The sequence below is a fragment of the Fusobacterium ulcerans ATCC 49185 genome (assembly GCF_900683735.1).
GTDB lineage: Bacteria > Fusobacteriota > Fusobacteriia > Fusobacteriales > Fusobacteriaceae > Fusobacterium_A > Fusobacterium_A ulcerans_A.
Genome location: NZ_LR215979.1, coordinates 15,177 through 30,904 on the forward strand (window position 1 = coordinate 15,177; position 15,728 = coordinate 30,904).

Below are 15,728 nucleotides of genomic sequence, written 5' to 3' on the forward strand. Positions count from 1 at the left end.
AACAGATCGGATAAAAAGATCAGAGGCGGACAAAATGGCGATTGGATATTTAAAGCGGAAATTTAATAGAGACAAATAAGGAGATATAAAATGAAATTATTAAATAAACTGAGTGACTTTTTAGGGAAATATTTTATTGTTTTGGTTTTACTTATGGTAGTGGCGGCTATGGCATTGCCACAGGCATTTATTACATTGGGAAGAACAAGAGTTTTTGGACAGTCTTTGGTTACAGTAGGGCTGGGATCTATTATGTTTGTTATGGGGCTTACTCTTAATGAAAAAGATTTCAAGGTAATTGTAACAAGACCTAAAGATGTATTCATTGGATGTCTTGCTCAATTTACTGTAATGCCTTTTATGGCTTACTTTTTGGCAAAAACATTAAGACTTCCCCCTGAATTAGCAGTAGGGCTGGTTCTTTTAGGAACTTGTCCAGGAGGAACTGCAAGTAATGTTATGACTTACCTTGCTAAAGGTGATGTAGCTCTTTCTATTGGAATGACTACTGTATCAACATTGGCAGCACCTCTTTTAACACCAGCTCTTACATATTTTTTAGCAGGTCAATGGGTAGAAATCAATATGTATGCTATGCTTCTTGATATTGTAAAAGTTGTCATTGTTCCTATCTTCTTGGGAATGGCAGTCCATAAAGTATTTGGAGAAAAGGTACATAAAGTATCTAAAGTACTGGTAATTATTCCAATTATGTGTATTGTAATGATTGTGGGACTGTGTGTAGCACCTAACAAAATGAATCTTATTAATTCTGGAGCTGTTCTTATTATGGCAGTATGTCTTCATAATTGGTTTGGGTTTATTTTAGGATATGTTATTGGAATGTTTGCTAAAATGGATGATTCTAAGAAAAAAGCACTTTCTATTGAAGTTGGATTGCAGAATTCTGGACTGGCAGTAGGATTGGCAGCACAATTTGCGAATCCTTTATGTGCATTGCCAGCAGCAGTGGCAACTGTAGTACATCAGGTATCTGGTTCTCTGCTAGCTAATGTATTTTCAGGAAATATGTCATTCAATTTTTTCAGAAGAAGAATCAAATCAGCAGCTAATATCACTATGATGAATAAATAAAAGAAGGAGATAAGAAAAATGTCAAATAGAAATGTATTTTTGCCAAATTATAGTATTGGAGATTCAGCATATGATGAAGTTGTAAAAGTCTGTTCAAATTATGGGAAAAAGGTTGTATTTATTGGAGGAAAAACTGCTTTGGAAAAAGCAAGTCATCTGGTAAAAGAATTGATGGCAGGAAGTGATTTGGAAGTAGTGGATACATTGTGGTATGGAGGGGAGGCTGCATATGCCAATGTGGAAAAATTAAAAGAGATGAAAGTTGTTCATGAGGCAAATATGGTCTTTGCTTTTGGTGGAGGAAAAGCAATAGACACATGTAAAGTTCTTACTGGAGATTTGAATAAACCTCTGTTTGTATTTCCTACTATCTCATCTACTTGTGCAGCTGTTACATCAGTATGTGCCATTTATACTGTAGATGGAGTATTTGAAGGACTGTACTGGAGAAATGCTCCAGCTGAACATACTTTTATTAATACAAAAATCATAGCAGAAGCACCAGATAAATATTTATGGGCTGGAATAGGAGATACTCTTGCTAAAGGATATGAACCTGAGTTTTCATCAAGAGGAAGAAAACTGGATCACCCTAATGCTTTAGGAGTGACACTGTCTAAGCTTTGTCAGGAACCATTGGTAGAATATGGTTCAAAGGCATTGGCAGACTGCAGGGAAAACAAAGTATCTGATGATCTTGAGGAAACTGTTCTGTCCATTATTGTAAATACAGGACTTGTATCTAATCATGTTATTAATGATTATAACAGTTGTGTAGCCCATGCAATGTGTTATGGATTCTCTACTATGGCAAAGGTAGAACATAATCATCTTCATGGGGAAATTGTATCATATGGAGTGTTGGTACAGTTAATGCTGGATAATGATACTAAAGAAATAGATAAACTGCTCCCATTCTATCAAGAGATAGGACTTCCTACATCTTATAAAGATTTTGGAGTGACAAGGGAAGAGATGGAAGGGGTATTGCAGAAAGCTTCTGAAGTAAATGATGTAAAGGTAGCTGCTATGGATATCACAAAGGATAAACTGGCAGATGCAGTGGATAGACTAGAGAGATATGTTGGATAATAAAATGAAAAGATTAATCAATGAATAAACGTAAATTAATATATGTAATAGTTTTAGATTATAGAGAATAAAGGAGAGTGAATCATGAGGGAAAACATAATTTTAGAAGTTTTCAGCTCTTTGATTCACTCTCTTTTCTATAAAGCATATTGAGTACTATATAGATTAAAATAAAATCCATTTTGATTCATCAATTCATTATGTGTTCCCTGTTCAGCTATCTTTCCATCTTTTAAGACAAGGATAAGATCAGCATTTTTAATAGTAGAAAGTCTGTGAGCAATTATGAAGCTTGTTCTTCCTTTGATAAGGTTGGCAATAGCTTTCTGCAGTCTTATTTCAGTTCTTGTATCAACTCCACTGGTAGCTTCGTCAAGAATAAGGAACTTAGGATCAGAGGCAATGATCCTTGCTATTGTAATAAGCTGTTTCTGCCCTTGGGAAAGAATCATATTATCTTCAGTTATCATAGTGTTATATCCATCAGGGAATTTCATTATAAAGTCATGGGCACAGGCAAGTTTTGCACTTTCTATAACTTTATCAAATGAAATATCAGTATTTCCATAACTTATATTATCTTTGATGGTTCCTGTAAAGAGCCAGCTGTCTTGCAGTACCATACCAAAGAGTTTTCTTATTTCACTTTTCTTGTATTCTTCTATATTTATTCCATCCAGAAGTATCTCTCCAGATGTTATATCATAAAATCTCATTAAAAGATTTACAATGGTAGTCTTTCCTCCACCAGTAGGTCCTACTATGGCAATTACTTCTCCATTTCCAGTTTTAAATGAAAGATTTTTAAGTACAGGAGTTTCCTCATTATAGGCGAAGTCTACATTTCTAAATTCAATATTTCCTTTTAAGGAATCAAGATTAATATTTTTTTTACCAGGGTCTAAATCTTCGTCCTGCTCCATAAACTGAAAGAATCTCTCAGCACTTACCAGAACAGTCTGAATAATGCTGTATGCTTCAGATATACTTGCTATTGGTCTGTTAAAAAGTTTTGAGTAAATAACAAAACTTGAAAGTCCTCCAAGAGTTATTTTCCCTTGAAGCATAAATATAGCACCAATAAGAATAATAAGAGAATACCCAAGATTTCCTATAAAGTTAAGTGTAGGAAAGTTAAATCCTGCAAGGAAAATTGATTTTATTGCATTTTCCTTATAAGATGAATTTAGGTTTCTAAAAGTTTCAACAGCTCTCTCTTCATATGAGAAAGATTTTACTTCTGCCTGCCCTGTAAGAATCTCATCAATATAACCACTTAATTTTCCAAGATATCTCTGCTGCACTCTTCTTTTTTCACGGCTTTTTTCTGTTATCTTCTTTAGAAACACTCCTGTGAAAGATACCAGCAGAAGCTGAATCAAAGTAAGAGAAGGACTGATATACAGCATTATTCCAAGGGCTGTAAATATAGTAAGTATATTTACTATAACTCTTGTCCCTATTTGTGAAAGAGAACCACTGATATTATCTATATCATTTATCATTATACTGATGATATTTCCTTGAGAGATACCATCAAAATATTTTAATGGGAATTTATGTATTTTTTCTATCCCATCTTTTCTCATCTTATTTACAATATCCTGAGATATTATATTCATTTTTATATTCTGTATCAAAGTAAGAACTGCACCAGTTACATATGAAAAAAGAAGTAGTACAGACATTTTTCCAAGCTGTAGAAAATCACTTTTATTCATCTGGAAATGTATCTGATTTATCCCTTTTCCTACTAGATAAGGTCCAATTAAAGTAAGAAGGTTTCCTATGATTGCAAGGAAAATCAGAAAAATAAATTCAGCTTTATATTTTTTTAAATAAGGGAGTAATTTTCTAAATAAACTATACTTCACAATATGACCCCCCTGGTATACATATTTCTTGTGATTCACATATCTCTCTATATACTTCACAATTTTCAGCAAGAGCAGCATGAGAATCAAATCCTACTACTTTTCCATTGTCCATAACTATGATTTTGTCCATTTTCATAAGAGAGGCAACTCTTTGAGAAATAGTAAGGATAGTAGTATTTTTCAGATAATTTTTAAGCTCATTTTTTAGATTATATTCTGTAATAAAGTCCAAAGCACTAAAGCTGTCATCAAATATGAGAATTTCTGGTTCTTTAATTAATGTTCTAGCTATAGAAAGTCTTTGCTTTTGTCCTCCAGAGAAATTAGTTCCTCCTTTGGTTACTTCAGTTTTATACTGTTCAGGAAGTTTCTCAACAAAATCTTTGCCTTGAACAATAGAGATAACATTTTTAACAGCTTCTTCAGAGGCTTTTTCATTTCCCCATTTGATATTTTGTTCTATACTTTGGGAGAAAAGGAATGACTTCTGCATTACTATACCAATTTTATCTCTTAATTCTTTTTCTTTGTATTTATTGACATTTATACCATCTATGAGAACTTCACCTTTAGTCACTTCATAGAATTTAGGAATAAGAGCTATAAGGGAAGTTTTTCCAGAACCTATACCTCCAATTATTCCAATATTTTCACCTTTTTTTATCTTTAGATTTACATTTTCAAGTATATAGTTATCAGTGTTATCATAAGAAAATGAAACGTTTTTAAATTCAATAACAGTATCAGTGAATATTCTTTCAAATTCTTCTTCAGACATATTAATTACATCTTCAAAAAGAACTTCTTTTACTCTTCGGTATGATATAGCAGTTCTGCTATACAGTGTAAATAGGAAAGAAAGTGCATTCATAGAGAACAGAAGCATATTAAGGTAATTTATAAATGCAACAACTTCTCCAAGGTGCATTTTTCCATAATTTACTCTGAGACCTCCAAACCATAATACAGCTACCACTCCAATATTCATTACAAGAGTAATAAATGGAAGCTTGCTTGCCATTAGATTATCAGCTTCAATTGTTTTTAATTTAAGGTCATCATTCTTTTCTTTAAATCTTTCAGCTTCAATTTTTTCTTTTGAAAGAGCACGAATAACTCTTATTCCAGTAAGATTTTCCCTCATTACCAATGTGAGATTATCAAGTTTTTTCTGTACTTCAGCATATATACCAAAAGATTTTTTCATATAGTACATAGTAGTTCCAACAATAGTAGGAACTATGAAGATAAAAATCACAGCCAGAACAGGATTGATGGTTACAGCCATAATTACGGCTCCTATACCTGTTACAAGACCTCTCAGCACCATTCTTATACACATAAGAAACATATTCATAATTTGATCTACATCTTTAGTCATTCTTGTAATAAGAGATGCCTGTGTAAATTTATTAAGATGTACAAAATTGAAGCTTTGTATTTTAGTAAATACTTTATCTCTGAGAGATGCTCCAAAGTTTTGAGTTGTGTGAACAGAAAAGTAATTACAGAAGATAGAACATATATATCCTCCCAATGCAATGGCTACCATGGTTCCACCCATTTTAGTAATATATGTTAAATCTTTGTTAGAAACACCTATATCTATTATTTTAGCCATTATTAGAGGAAGAGATAAATCACAGAAGGCTTCCCCCATTTTGAAGAGTGAGGCTAATATAGCTTTAGGTATGAAAGGTTTAAAAATTTTGAACATCATTCCTCCTAAATGTTTATGTATATTTTCCATTTATAATTTTACCATAAAAACTGTAAGAAACAAATACTTTCATAATCAAAATTTTAGGATATAAAAAAAGGAACTAAGTTTCCTTAGTTCCGATTAAATTCAATTCTAAATCAATTATTTAGTTTTGATGTTAGCTGCTTGAGGTCCTTTTTGACCTTCAATTACATCATAAGTAACTTCTTCATTTTCATTTAAAGTTTTGAATCCATCTTTTTGGATTTGAGAGAAGTGAGCGAATATATCTTTTCCATCCTCACCAGTAATAAATCCAAATCCTTTTTCTTGGTTAAACCATTTAACTGTACCTTTCATTTGTTTCCTCCATAAATATAATTTTTTAATGATATAACTTGTGATATTTTGGCAATAGTTATGACAAACTATCAGGTATAAATTTAATACTTAGGAAGATACTTCTTGAAAGACCTTTAAATATTAAAACCTCAAAACTCATAAATCTTTTATCACTACAAGAAATATTATACACTATTTTTTATAAAATGTATAGCTTTATTTTTAAAATTGACATATAGCAGGCAAAATAGTATAATATATAAGGTTAAATAAAGAAAAAAGCAGGTGGGCGGCTGATAACCCATCTGCTTTTATTTTTTTAGGAGGAAAATTAATGCTGGATAAATTGAAACTAGATAAAAGATTCATAAAAACTTTGCTGGTACTAGCAGTTCCAATAATATTACAAAGTTTAGTAACAGCTTCATTAAATCTTTTGGACAATCTTATGATAGGAAGTTTGGGAGAAAATGAAATAGCTGCAGTGGGAATATCAAATCAATTCTATATGGTGTATTATTACTCTATAATGGGAATAACTCTGGGAGCTGGAATATTTATGTCACAGTTTTGGGGGAAAAAAGATATATCAAGTATACATAAATTTTTAGGAATATCTCTTGTATTTGGAATGGGAGCAACAATATTTTTTGCTTTGGCAGCCTTTTTTATTCCAGATAAGATAATGAGTATATTTACTAAAGAGGCAGTAGTAATATCCTTAGGAAGAGATTATTTAAGAGTAGTGGCTCTAAGTTATATTTTTACTACTGTATCTTTGGCTTTTGCAGCATCGCTTAGGAGTATAGGACAGACTAAAGTACCAATGTATGGAAGCCTTGTAGGGCTTATGTTCAATGGAATACTTAACTATATATTCATATTTGGAAAATTTGGTGCACCTGCTATGGGAGTTGCAGGAGCAGCTCTGGGAACAACTGTATCAAGATGTATGGAACTTTCTTTTATTCTTTTTATCATATATAAGAACAAGAATATAGTAGCAGGAAGTCTATCACAGCTTTTAGATTTTGATTTTTCTCTTGTAATAAAGTTTTTCAAAACAGCTACACCAGTTATTTTTAATGATGTAATGTGGATAGGAGGAATAACAGCATATTTTGTAGCCTATTCAAAATTGGGAACAAATGCTACTGCAACTATGCAGATAGCAAATACTATAAATAATGTATTTAATATATTTGGAATAGGAATAGCATCAGCTTCTGCTATATTAATAGGAAATAAGATTGGAGCTGGACTTGAAGAGGAAGCAAAACAAGATGCTTTGAAAATATCAGTTTTTGGAGTAATGATTGGAGTAATCATAGGAGCAGTATTCTTTGCAGTAGCTCCATTGATAGCAATGCTTTTTAAGATAACTCCAGAGACTTATCACAATGTAATAATTGTACTTAGAATAATGGCAGCAGCTCTTCCATTGAGATTTTTTGGAATAGTACAGATTATTGGTGTGCTTCGTGGAGGAGGAGATGTTCTTTATGCTATAATGACAGAACTTATAGCTGTATGGTGTATTGGAGTTCCATTGTCATTTTTAGGAGCAGTATATTTTAAATTCCCAATAATCTTTGTGTACCTTATGGTATGTCTAGAGGAACCATTTAAAGTAGCAGCTACTATTCCAAGACTTCGTTCAGGAAAGTGGATAAAGAATTTAATAAGGTAAGATAGAAAAAATATTTTGTAGTTATGAGATTTTTTTATGAAAAAATAATTAAAATTTATTTAAAAGAAAATAATAAAGTTTATAATGTTCAAAGGAATGAAATAGGAAATTGAAAGACAGAGAGTAAAATCTCTGTTTTTTGCTGAGATAAAATATAAGTTTTGATAAGAAAAGGAATAATGATATATAAATCGTAAACAATATCATAACAATAATAAAATACAAACTAAAGAATTAGGAGGCATAAATATGTTTATTGATGTTTTTATTGATGTTTTATCTCATAATGGTGTAGTATCTATTACAACATGGGCAGATAATTCGGTTCATGTTTCTAATACATGGAATAAGTATTTACAAATAGTGGATAATAAAATTTTAATTCCAGCTGCTTGGCTGCATAAAACTGAAAAAAATATAAAAATAAATAATCAGGTTATAATAACATTAGGAAGTCCTGATGTTCAAGGTAAAATAGGAATGGGAACTGGATTTGTAGTAGAAGGAACAGCTACTTTTCTTGATTCAGGAAAAGAATATGATATGATGAAAGAAAAATTCCCATTTTTAACAAGAGTATTGGAAATAACTCCCAAAAATATAAGACAAACAATTTAAATAATACCTAAAAATAGAGGCAGAGATTTATTCTCTGTTTTTTTTTGTAAAAAAAGTTCTATCAGATGACAATATTCCGGTTTTTATAACGTAAATACGTTTAAAAATATACAAAAGAAACTTTTTTAGAATTTTATGTATTTTTTATTGACATAAAATAAAAAATGTTATATATTTATACCAAGAAGATAATGTATATACATCAATTAAACGTATTTACGGTATAAAAAAGGAGGTGTAATAAAATTGTATGAAGAATTATTAAAAACATTAAGGGAAGAAAAAATAGTAGCAATATTAAGAGACGTTCCTTTAGAAAAATTTGAAGATACATTAGATATTTTAAAAGAAGAGGGAATAAAAATACTTGAAATAACTTTGAATAGTAAAGATGTAGAAAAACAATTTGAAATAGTGAATAGAAAATATTCTAATGATTTTATAATAGGAGCAGGAACAGTAGTAACGTTAAAGGGGTTAGATTTTGCAGCAAAAAATGGTGCTAAATTTATACTTACACCTAATCTAGATGAAGAAATACTAAAGGAAGCAGAAAGAATTGGAATGTTTTGTGTATGTGGTTTTTTCACAGCTTCAGAAGCTATGAAAGCTAAAAAATACAGCTGCTGCAAGATTTTAAAATTATTCCCAGCAGGAGAAATACCATTCTCTTATTTAAAATCTTTGAGAGGACCAATTAATGATCTTGAATGTATGGCAGTGGGAGGAGTTAACAGAAACAACGTTTCTGAGTTCCTAAAAGCAGGATTCAGCTGTCTTGGTATAGGAAGTTCTCTAGTAGATAACAAACTTATAAAAGCAGAAAAATTTGATGAATTAAGAGAAAATATAATTGCTATAAAAAAAGCTGCTGAAAGTTTTTAGCAAGGAAATGGTGAGAATGAAAAAAATAGTAACAATTGATGCAGGAACTTCTAATTTAAGAATCAGAATTGTAGAAGGAAAAAATATAATTTTTGAAAGAAAAGAAAATTATGGAGTGAAAATTGGAAAAGAAAAATTTGAAAATGAACTATACAAGCTTCTAAAAGAATGTATAAGAGAGAATAGAATAGAAAAAGAAGAAATTGAATGTGTAATTGCTTCTGGAATGATAACATCATCTTTAGGATTAATGGAAATTGAGCATTTACATGTTCCAGTATCTTTAGAGAAATTTTCGAAGAATATAAAAAAAGTTAAATTCTTTGAATTTGAAATATACTTGATAACAGGAATAAAAGTAGAGAAAGAATATTTTAAAGATGAACATCTAAAAAGTATAGATGTAATAAGGGGAGAAGAGGTAGAAGTATTTGGAATACTTGAAGAGATAAAAGTAGAAGAGCCAGTACTTGTAATTCTTCCAGGATCACATAATAAATTTATAGAGATATCTGATGGAAATATAGTTGATCTTCTTACAACTATGAGTGGAGAAATCTATGATGTAATGACAAAATACACTATATTAAAAACTTCTGTAGATGAAAAATTTGCTGATAAAATAGAAAAAAAATATTTGTCTTTGGGGAACAAGGCAGGTAGAAAATATGGAATAAATCAAGGTTCGTTTATGTTGAGAGGACTTGATTTATCACAAAAGCTTACAATAAATGAGAAGTCAAACTATCTTTTAGGATTGGTTTTAAGTGAGGATATAGCTTCTTTAGAAAAGAATGGATATTTAACAAAATATAAAAAAATAATAATAGCAGGTGGAAATATAATTGCCAAGGGATTGTTTGAACTTCTTTCAGATATGAACTTAGACAATGATATTCAGGTAATTATATCCTGTGAACTGGCAACGAGGGGAGCATTAAAAATCTGGGAAGAAAGTAAAAAGTAAGGTGGGATATTATGTTGAATAAGTCGACTTTGAAAACAATGGAAATACTTGAAAAAATTTCTAACTCAAAAAATGGAATGACAATAACACAGCTTTCAAAAGAGCTGGAAATTCCAAGAAGCTCTGTAGATGATATAGTAAAAGCTCTAGTTTCCAAAAAATATCTTTATTGCTCTGATGAAAGTTTGAAACTATACCAACTTGGAAATAAAATATTTGAACTTTCATTAAAAATGAGAGGAAAAAGAGAGGTTCTGGATATAGTAACACCATTTTTAAAGGAATTAGTTGATGAATTTAATGATACATTATTCTTTGGGTTAAAAGATGAAGATGATGTATTGTATCTTTCAAAAATGGAAAGCTCAAAGACTGTAAGGACTACGGCAGTATTAGGAAGCAGAAAATCATTGTACTATACAGGACTTGGAAAGGCTATCTTATCAACTTATTCTGAAAAAGATTTAGATGAATATATTGCCAGAACTAAATTAGAACCAAAAACTAACTATACAATAGTTGATTCTGAAAAATTGAAGGAAGATATTCTGAAGACTAAAAGAAGAGGATATTCAATAGACTACAGAGAAGGAGATGTGGAAGTTTCCTGTGTAGCAGCTCCAATATATCAGGATGGAAAAATATTTGGAGCGATAAGTTTAGCTGGTTTATATACAACAATAGATGAAGAGGAAACAAAAAGAAGAGGGAAGAAAATAAAAGACACAGCAGAGAAGATATCAGAAATTTTAAATTAAAGAAATTAGGAGGAGTGAAGATGAAAAGATTTTTAATGGTATGTATGTTTATTGTTTTGTCAACATTGGGATATGCTGAAAAAGTTATGAGAGTAGGGCTGGGGGTTCCAGAATCACATTTTGAATATAAAGGAATGGAGCTTTTTAAGAAAAATCTTGAAGAAAAAACAAACAAAGAGATAAGAGTAGAACTTTATCCATCGAATCAAATAGGGGTTGATCAGGAAGTTCTTGAACAAATAAAATTTGGAGCAGCACATATGAATCTGCCTGATCCAGCAGTATTAGGAACATTTGTAAAAGAATTTCAGTTTTTATCTTTCCCTTTCATATTTGATAGTCAGGAAAAAGCCATGGAAGTATGTAATGGTGAATGGGGACAGGAATTATTAAAGAAATTAGAAAAAGCAGGATATGTGGGATTAGGTTTTGGACCTTTTGGTTTTAGACATGTAACAAATAATGCAAGAGAAATAAAAACTTTAGAAGATTTCAAAGGATTAAAAATCAGAACAATGCAAAATCCTTTACACTTGAGAGTATTTAGAGCTTTAGGAGCAAATCCTACACCAATGCCTTTCAGTGAATTATTCTCTGCTCTTCAACAAGGAGTTGTTGATGGACAAGAAAATCCAATGATGAATATTTATTCTCAAAAAATTTCTGAAGTTCAAAAATATGGAACAATGACAGGGCATGTTTACAGCTGGGTTGTACTAGTAGTGGGAAAAAATTTCTATGATTCATTGACACCAGAACAACAAACTATAATGCAGGAATCTGCTGATATAGCTATAGCTTATATGGCAGAATCAGTGGCAAAAGATGATGAAACAGCAAGAGAAGAAATGGCAAAAACAGGGTTAGTATTTGTAGAACCTTCTGAAGAGTTTAAAACAAAAATAAAAGAGATAGTAGCTCCAATATTAGAAAAAGAAGGAGATAAAATCAATAAAGATATGTATAAAAAACTTAAAGAAGCAACAAAATAAATTTTTGATGAATAGGAGATAAAGATGGGCGAAAGAAAAGAATTTGAGTACTATGTAATAACTGGAGCAATGTTGTTGCTTGTACTTATGGGAGTGCTGCAAATATTATTCAGATTTGTTCTCAATTTTTCTTTATCATGGACAGAGGAATTAAGCAGATATTTATTTATCTTAATGGTCTATACTGGAGCTTCATTGGCTCTGAAAAGAAAAAAACATGTTAGAGTGGAATTGATAGATATTTATGTAAAGAGCAAAATAAAAAAATATATTTTTATATTTAATGATATAGTAATGATTTGGTTGTTATTGTTAGTAGGATATGCAGGATTGAAAATTTCGATGACAACATATGAGATGGAGCAGTTATCTCCTGCTTTGGGGCTACCTATGTATTTAGTTTATGGAATAATTCCACTGACTTTCTTATTTGGAGCTTGCAGAGCTTTCCAAGTTTTGATTGCTGAAATCAAAGGAGGGAAAGAATAAAAATGCAGATATTTATGATAATGATGATGGTATTTATAATTGCCATATTTATAGGAATTCCTATTGCATACTGTATAGGTATTTCTGGGTTGGTAGGATTGTTTATTAGTGGAATAAGTGTAGAATTTGTAGCCAAAACAGTTTTTACAGGATTGGATAGTTATACATTTCTAGCTATACCAATGTTTATCCTTGCAGGACTGATAATGGAAAAAGGGGGAATATCTAATAGGCTGATAAAGCTTGCCACTTCATTAGTAGGAAATGTTTATGGAGGGTTGGGAATAATAACAGTTATAGCTTGTTTCTTCTTTGCTGCTATTTCAGGATCTTCTCCAGCAACAGTTGCAGCTATTGGAGCAATGATGATTCCAGCTATGAAGGAAGAAGGATATGATACAGCATTTGCAGGAGCTTTAACAGCAGCTTCTGGTTCTATGGGAGTATTGGTTCCTCCATCAGTTACAATGATAATATATGCAATTACAGCAGAGGTGTCAATAGGGGAATTATTTCTTGCAGGATTTGTACCAGGAGCACTTTTGACAGTATGTCTGATAGTTACAGTGTATATAATAGCTAAAAAGAATAATTACAGAAGTAAAAAAGTTGAAAGATTATCAGGTAAAGATTTTCTTAAAGCAGTTTGGGATGCTAAGTGGTCAATGCTGATTCCTTTTATAATTCTTGGAGGAATTTATAGTGGAATATTCACAGCAACTGAATCTGCAATTGTAGCAGTTGTTTATGCTTTAGTAATAAGTATATTTGTTCATAAGGAGTTAAAATTCTCACAAGTACCTGGTATAGTAGCACAAGCAGCTTTGACAACATCTACTGTAGTAATAATTTTAGGGTTTGCAATTGCATTTGCAAGATATTTAACAATGGCACAAATTCCACAGGAGTTTGCAAAAGAAATATTGAGATTAACAAATAATGTATATGTAATATATCTAATGTTTATAGCTTTAGCATTTGTAGCTGGAACTTTTATGGCAATAGAAGCACAAATTTTAATTTTTACACCAATGTTTCTTCCTATTTTGAAAAACTTAGGAGTAGATCCAATACATTTTGGAATAATCTTTATAATTTCAGCACAGATAGGATTCTTAACACCACCAGTTGGAGTAAATCTATTTGTTGCACAAGGAATATCGAATTGTTCAATAGTAGAGCTTTCTAAGAGGATACTGCCATTCTTGGCTGCAATGACTTTTGCACAAATGGTACTGTTGATATTCCCAGATATTGTAATGTGTTTGCCTAGACTGTTTTTTTAAGGAGATGAAATAGAAAATGGAAATAACAAAGTATGAATTATTTGAAATCCCACCAAGATGGCTATTTTTAAAGATAGAAACTGACACAGGATTAGTTGGATGGGGAGAACCAGTAGTAGAGGGAAGAGCAAGTACTGTAAAAGGTGCAGTAAAAGAATTAATGGATAACTATATGATCGGAAAAAATCCACTGGCAATAGAAGATCACTGGAATGTATTATACAGAGGGGGATTTTATAGAGGAGGAGCTATTATGATGAGTGCCCTTGCTGGAATAGATCAAGCCCTTTGGGATATAAAAGGAAAATATTTAAATCAGCCAGTGTATGAATTAATGGGTGGAAAATGCAGAGATAAAATGAAGGTTTATTCTTGGATAGGTGGAGATAGGCCCAATGATGTAGCAGCAGCAGCTAAAGAAAAGCAGGAACAAGGATTTACAGCAATAAAAATGAATGCTACAGAGGAATTACAATTTATTGATTCATATGAAAAAATAGATGCTGTATTAGAAAGAGTAGCTGCTATAAGAAAGGCAACTGGAAAATATTTTGGTATTGCTGTAGATTTTCATGGAAGAGTACATAAACCAATGGCTAAAATATTAGCTAAGAAATTGGAAGAATATGACTTAATGTTTATTGAAGAACCAGTTTTATGTGAGAATAAAAAATCTTTTAGAGATATTGCCAATGCTACTTCTATTCCAATAGCAACAGGAGAAAGACTATTCTCAAGATGGGATTTTAAAGATATATTATCTAGTGGATATGTAGATATAATACAGCCAGATTTATCACATGCTGGAGGAATTACAGAAGTTAAAAAGATTGCTTCAATGGCAGAGGCATATGATATAGCAGTAGCTCCACATTGTCCATTAGGGCCAATAGCACTTGCTGCTTGTCTTCATTTAGATGCTACAACATATAATGCTGTAATTCAAGAACAAAGTATGGGTATACACTATAATAAAGGTAAGGATGTTTTAGACTATGTAAAAAATAAAGAAGATTTTAAATTTACAGAAGGATATGTAAATATTTGCTCAAAAGCAGGATTAGGAGTAGATGTTAATGAAGAACTTGTAAGAGAACTTTCAAAAGTTCCTCATAACTGGAAAAATCCTATATGGAGACATAAAGATGGATCATTTGCTGAATGGTAAAAAGAAAAAGATAGGTGGATTTTCACCTATCTTTTTGCATTTATCTTTATATATCCAGTATTATTTTATTCAAAACTTCTAAAGGTGACAGATCACGAAACTCATCTCTCAGCTTTTTTTCTTTTGCTTCTATTTCCTCTTTTTCTTCTGGAGTAAGAGCATTAGGGTCATACTCTGGAGGAGCCATATATTTTCTTATACTATATTTTGATACTATCCTGTCAACAGGATCAAAATATATTGTAAGAATAGTTTCTTCCAGTTCATCTTCTTTTTTCAATATTTTTTCAGGCAGAAGTTTTTTTAATATTTCTTTGTGTTCTTCAGTATTTTTTAAGTAATAGCTTCCATTGTGGTAAGTTATGCCATAGAATCTATTTTTTTTGGAAATAACGAAATCAGGTTTTCCAAAGAATTCCCTCATTTCTTTTTCAGTAGACCTGTATGGAATTATCACAGGGTTAAGAGATCTCTCAACATGAAAGACAAGCATTTTTTCTGTGATAGAAGAGCACCCAGTTAAGAAAATAATACAGATAATAGTGTATAGAAGTCTGGGAACTTTATTCAGTTTCAAGGGAATATCCTCCTTAAATTTTTATATAATCATCTATGAAGATTATAGCATAAAATTATGGCTTTTTTAGAAAATTTTAAAATAAAAAATACAAAAAAGAGAAATAAATATGGTATCATAATTAATAAGGTTAAGACAATAAAATTGGGGGATAAATCAAGTAAAATTAGAGGTAATATGAATAAATCAG

At 31.1% G+C, this 15,728-nt stretch carries 15 protein-coding genes; 11 read left to right on the forward strand and 4 right to left on the reverse strand.

Annotated features, from left to right (window positions below; genetic code table 11):
- Nucleotides 1–90: 90 nt before the first annotated feature.
- On the forward strand, nt 91–1,095 hold the full coding sequence (locus E0E45_RS00085; protein WP_130889258.1) for a bile acid:sodium symporter family protein: 1,005 nt from the start codon (nt 91–93) through the stop codon (nt 1,093–1,095).
- 18 nt (nt 1,096–1,113) lie between these two features.
- Complete coding sequence (locus E0E45_RS00090) at nt 1,114–2,187, forward strand: iron-containing alcohol dehydrogenase family protein (RefSeq protein WP_130889259.1); 1,074 nt, start codon at nt 1,114–1,116, stop codon at nt 2,185–2,187.
- A 137-nt stretch (nt 2,188–2,324) separates the two neighbouring features.
- Here the strand turns inward: E0E45_RS00090 and E0E45_RS00095 are convergent, their stop codons facing one another.
- The 3 genes from E0E45_RS00095 to E0E45_RS00105 form a co-directional block, all read right to left on the reverse strand.
- Nucleotides 2,325–4,061 (reverse strand): ABC transporter ATP-binding protein, encoded by a 1,737-nt coding sequence (locus tag E0E45_RS00095; RefSeq protein WP_130889260.1) that lies wholly within the window; start codon nt 4,059–4,061, stop codon nt 2,325–2,327.
- Nucleotides 4,051–5,781, reverse strand: coding sequence for an ABC transporter ATP-binding protein (locus tag E0E45_RS00100; protein WP_130889261.1), 1,731 nt, complete (start codon nt 5,779–5,781; stop codon nt 4,051–4,053). Before E0E45_RS00100 ends, E0E45_RS00095 begins: the two co-directional genes overlap by 11 nt.
- 147 nt (nt 5,782–5,928) lie before the next feature.
- Nucleotides 5,929–6,126: a cold-shock protein gene (locus E0E45_RS00105; protein ID WP_005949158.1), complete on the reverse strand. Its 198-nt coding sequence runs from the start codon at nt 6,124–6,126 to the stop codon at nt 5,929–5,931.
- Nucleotides 6,127–6,442: 316 nt separating this feature from the next.
- Here E0E45_RS00105 and E0E45_RS00110 point away from each other — a divergent pair, with 316 nt between their 5' ends.
- The 9 genes from E0E45_RS00110 to dgoD all read left to right on the forward strand — a co-directional run bounded on the left by E0E45_RS00110 (nt 6,443) and on the right by dgoD (nt 14,961).
- The gene (locus E0E45_RS00110; RefSeq protein ID WP_130889262.1) at nt 6,443–7,798 is read left to right on the forward strand and encodes an MATE family efflux transporter; all 1,356 of its coding nucleotides are present in this window, start codon (nt 6,443–6,445) and stop codon (nt 7,796–7,798) included.
- A 249-nt stretch (nt 7,799–8,047) separates the two neighbouring features.
- The gene (locus E0E45_RS00115; RefSeq protein WP_130889263.1) at nt 8,048–8,416 is read left to right on the forward strand and encodes a pyridoxamine 5'-phosphate oxidase family protein; all 369 of its coding nucleotides are present in this window, start codon (nt 8,048–8,050) and stop codon (nt 8,414–8,416) included.
- A 246-nt stretch (nt 8,417–8,662) separates the two neighbouring features.
- On the forward strand, nt 8,663–9,301 hold the full coding sequence (locus E0E45_RS00120; protein WP_130889264.1) for a bifunctional 4-hydroxy-2-oxoglutarate aldolase/2-dehydro-3-deoxy-phosphogluconate aldolase: 639 nt from the start codon (nt 8,663–8,665) through the stop codon (nt 9,299–9,301).
- A 16-nt stretch (nt 9,302–9,317) separates the two neighbouring features.
- On the forward strand, nt 9,318–10,268 hold the full coding sequence (locus E0E45_RS00125; RefSeq protein ID WP_130889265.1) for a 2-dehydro-3-deoxygalactonokinase: 951 nt from the start codon (nt 9,318–9,320) through the stop codon (nt 10,266–10,268).
- A gap of 11 nt (nt 10,269–10,279) precedes the next feature.
- Entirely contained in the window at nt 10,280–11,026 is a 747-nt protein-coding gene (locus E0E45_RS00130; RefSeq protein ID WP_130889266.1) for an IclR family transcriptional regulator, read from the forward strand.
- A gap of 20 nt (nt 11,027–11,046) precedes the next feature.
- Complete coding sequence (locus tag E0E45_RS00135) at nt 11,047–12,018, forward strand: TRAP transporter substrate-binding protein (RefSeq protein ID WP_130889267.1); 972 nt, start codon at nt 11,047–11,049, stop codon at nt 12,016–12,018.
- A gap of 24 nt (nt 12,019–12,042) precedes the next feature.
- A complete protein-coding gene (locus E0E45_RS00140; protein ID WP_005949170.1) occupies nt 12,043–12,507 on the forward strand; it encodes a TRAP transporter small permease in 465 nt (154 codons plus the stop codon).
- Between the two features lie 2 nt (nt 12,508–12,509).
- Entirely contained in the window at nt 12,510–13,793 is a 1,284-nt protein-coding gene (locus E0E45_RS00145; RefSeq protein ID WP_130889268.1) for a TRAP transporter large permease, read from the forward strand.
- A 16-nt stretch (nt 13,794–13,809) separates the two neighbouring features.
- Nucleotides 13,810–14,961 carry a galactonate dehydratase gene (gene dgoD / locus E0E45_RS00150; RefSeq protein ID WP_130889269.1) on the forward strand — a complete coding sequence of 384 codons (1,152 nt, stop codon included), beginning with the start codon at nt 13,810–13,812 and terminating at the stop codon, nt 14,959–14,961.
- Nucleotides 14,962–15,007: 46 nt separating this feature from the next.
- Here the strand turns inward: dgoD and E0E45_RS00155 are convergent, their stop codons facing one another.
- Nucleotides 15,008–15,538 carry a hypothetical protein gene (locus E0E45_RS00155; RefSeq protein WP_130889270.1) on the reverse strand — a complete coding sequence of 177 codons (531 nt, stop codon included), beginning with the start codon at nt 15,536–15,538 and terminating at the stop codon, nt 15,008–15,010.
- Nucleotides 15,539–15,728 lie beyond the last annotated feature (190 nt).

Coding starts and splice junctions, on each gene's coding strand:
- E0E45_RS00130 (WP_130889266.1), top strand. CDS start 10,280: ATGTTGAATAAGTCGACTTTGAAAACAATGGAAATACTTGAAAAAATT.
- E0E45_RS00090 (WP_130889259.1), top strand. CDS start 1,114: ATGTCAAATAGAAATGTATTTTTGCCAAATTATAGTATTGGAGATTCA.
- E0E45_RS00100 (WP_130889261.1), bottom strand. CDS start 5,781: ATGTTCAAAATTTTTAAACCTTTCATACCTAAAGCTATATTAGCCTCA.
- E0E45_RS00135 (WP_130889267.1), top strand. CDS start 11,047: ATGAAAAGATTTTTAATGGTATGTATGTTTATTGTTTTGTCAACATTG.
- E0E45_RS00125 (WP_130889265.1), top strand. CDS start 9,318: ATGAAAAAAATAGTAACAATTGATGCAGGAACTTCTAATTTAAGAATC.
- E0E45_RS00115 (WP_130889263.1), top strand. CDS start 8,048: ATGTTTATTGATGTTTTTATTGATGTTTTATCTCATAATGGTGTAGTA.
- E0E45_RS00110 (WP_130889262.1), top strand. CDS start 6,443: ATGCTGGATAAATTGAAACTAGATAAAAGATTCATAAAAACTTTGCTG.
- E0E45_RS00105 (WP_005949158.1), bottom strand. CDS start 6,126: ATGAAAGGTACAGTTAAATGGTTTAACCAAGAAAAAGGATTTGGATTT.
- E0E45_RS00140 (WP_005949170.1), top strand. CDS start 12,043: ATGGGCGAAAGAAAAGAATTTGAGTACTATGTAATAACTGGAGCAATG.
- E0E45_RS00085 (WP_130889258.1), top strand. CDS start 91: ATGAAATTATTAAATAAACTGAGTGACTTTTTAGGGAAATATTTTATT.
- E0E45_RS00145 (WP_130889268.1), top strand. CDS start 12,510: ATGCAGATATTTATGATAATGATGATGGTATTTATAATTGCCATATTT.
- dgoD (WP_130889269.1), top strand. CDS start 13,810: ATGGAAATAACAAAGTATGAATTATTTGAAATCCCACCAAGATGGCTA.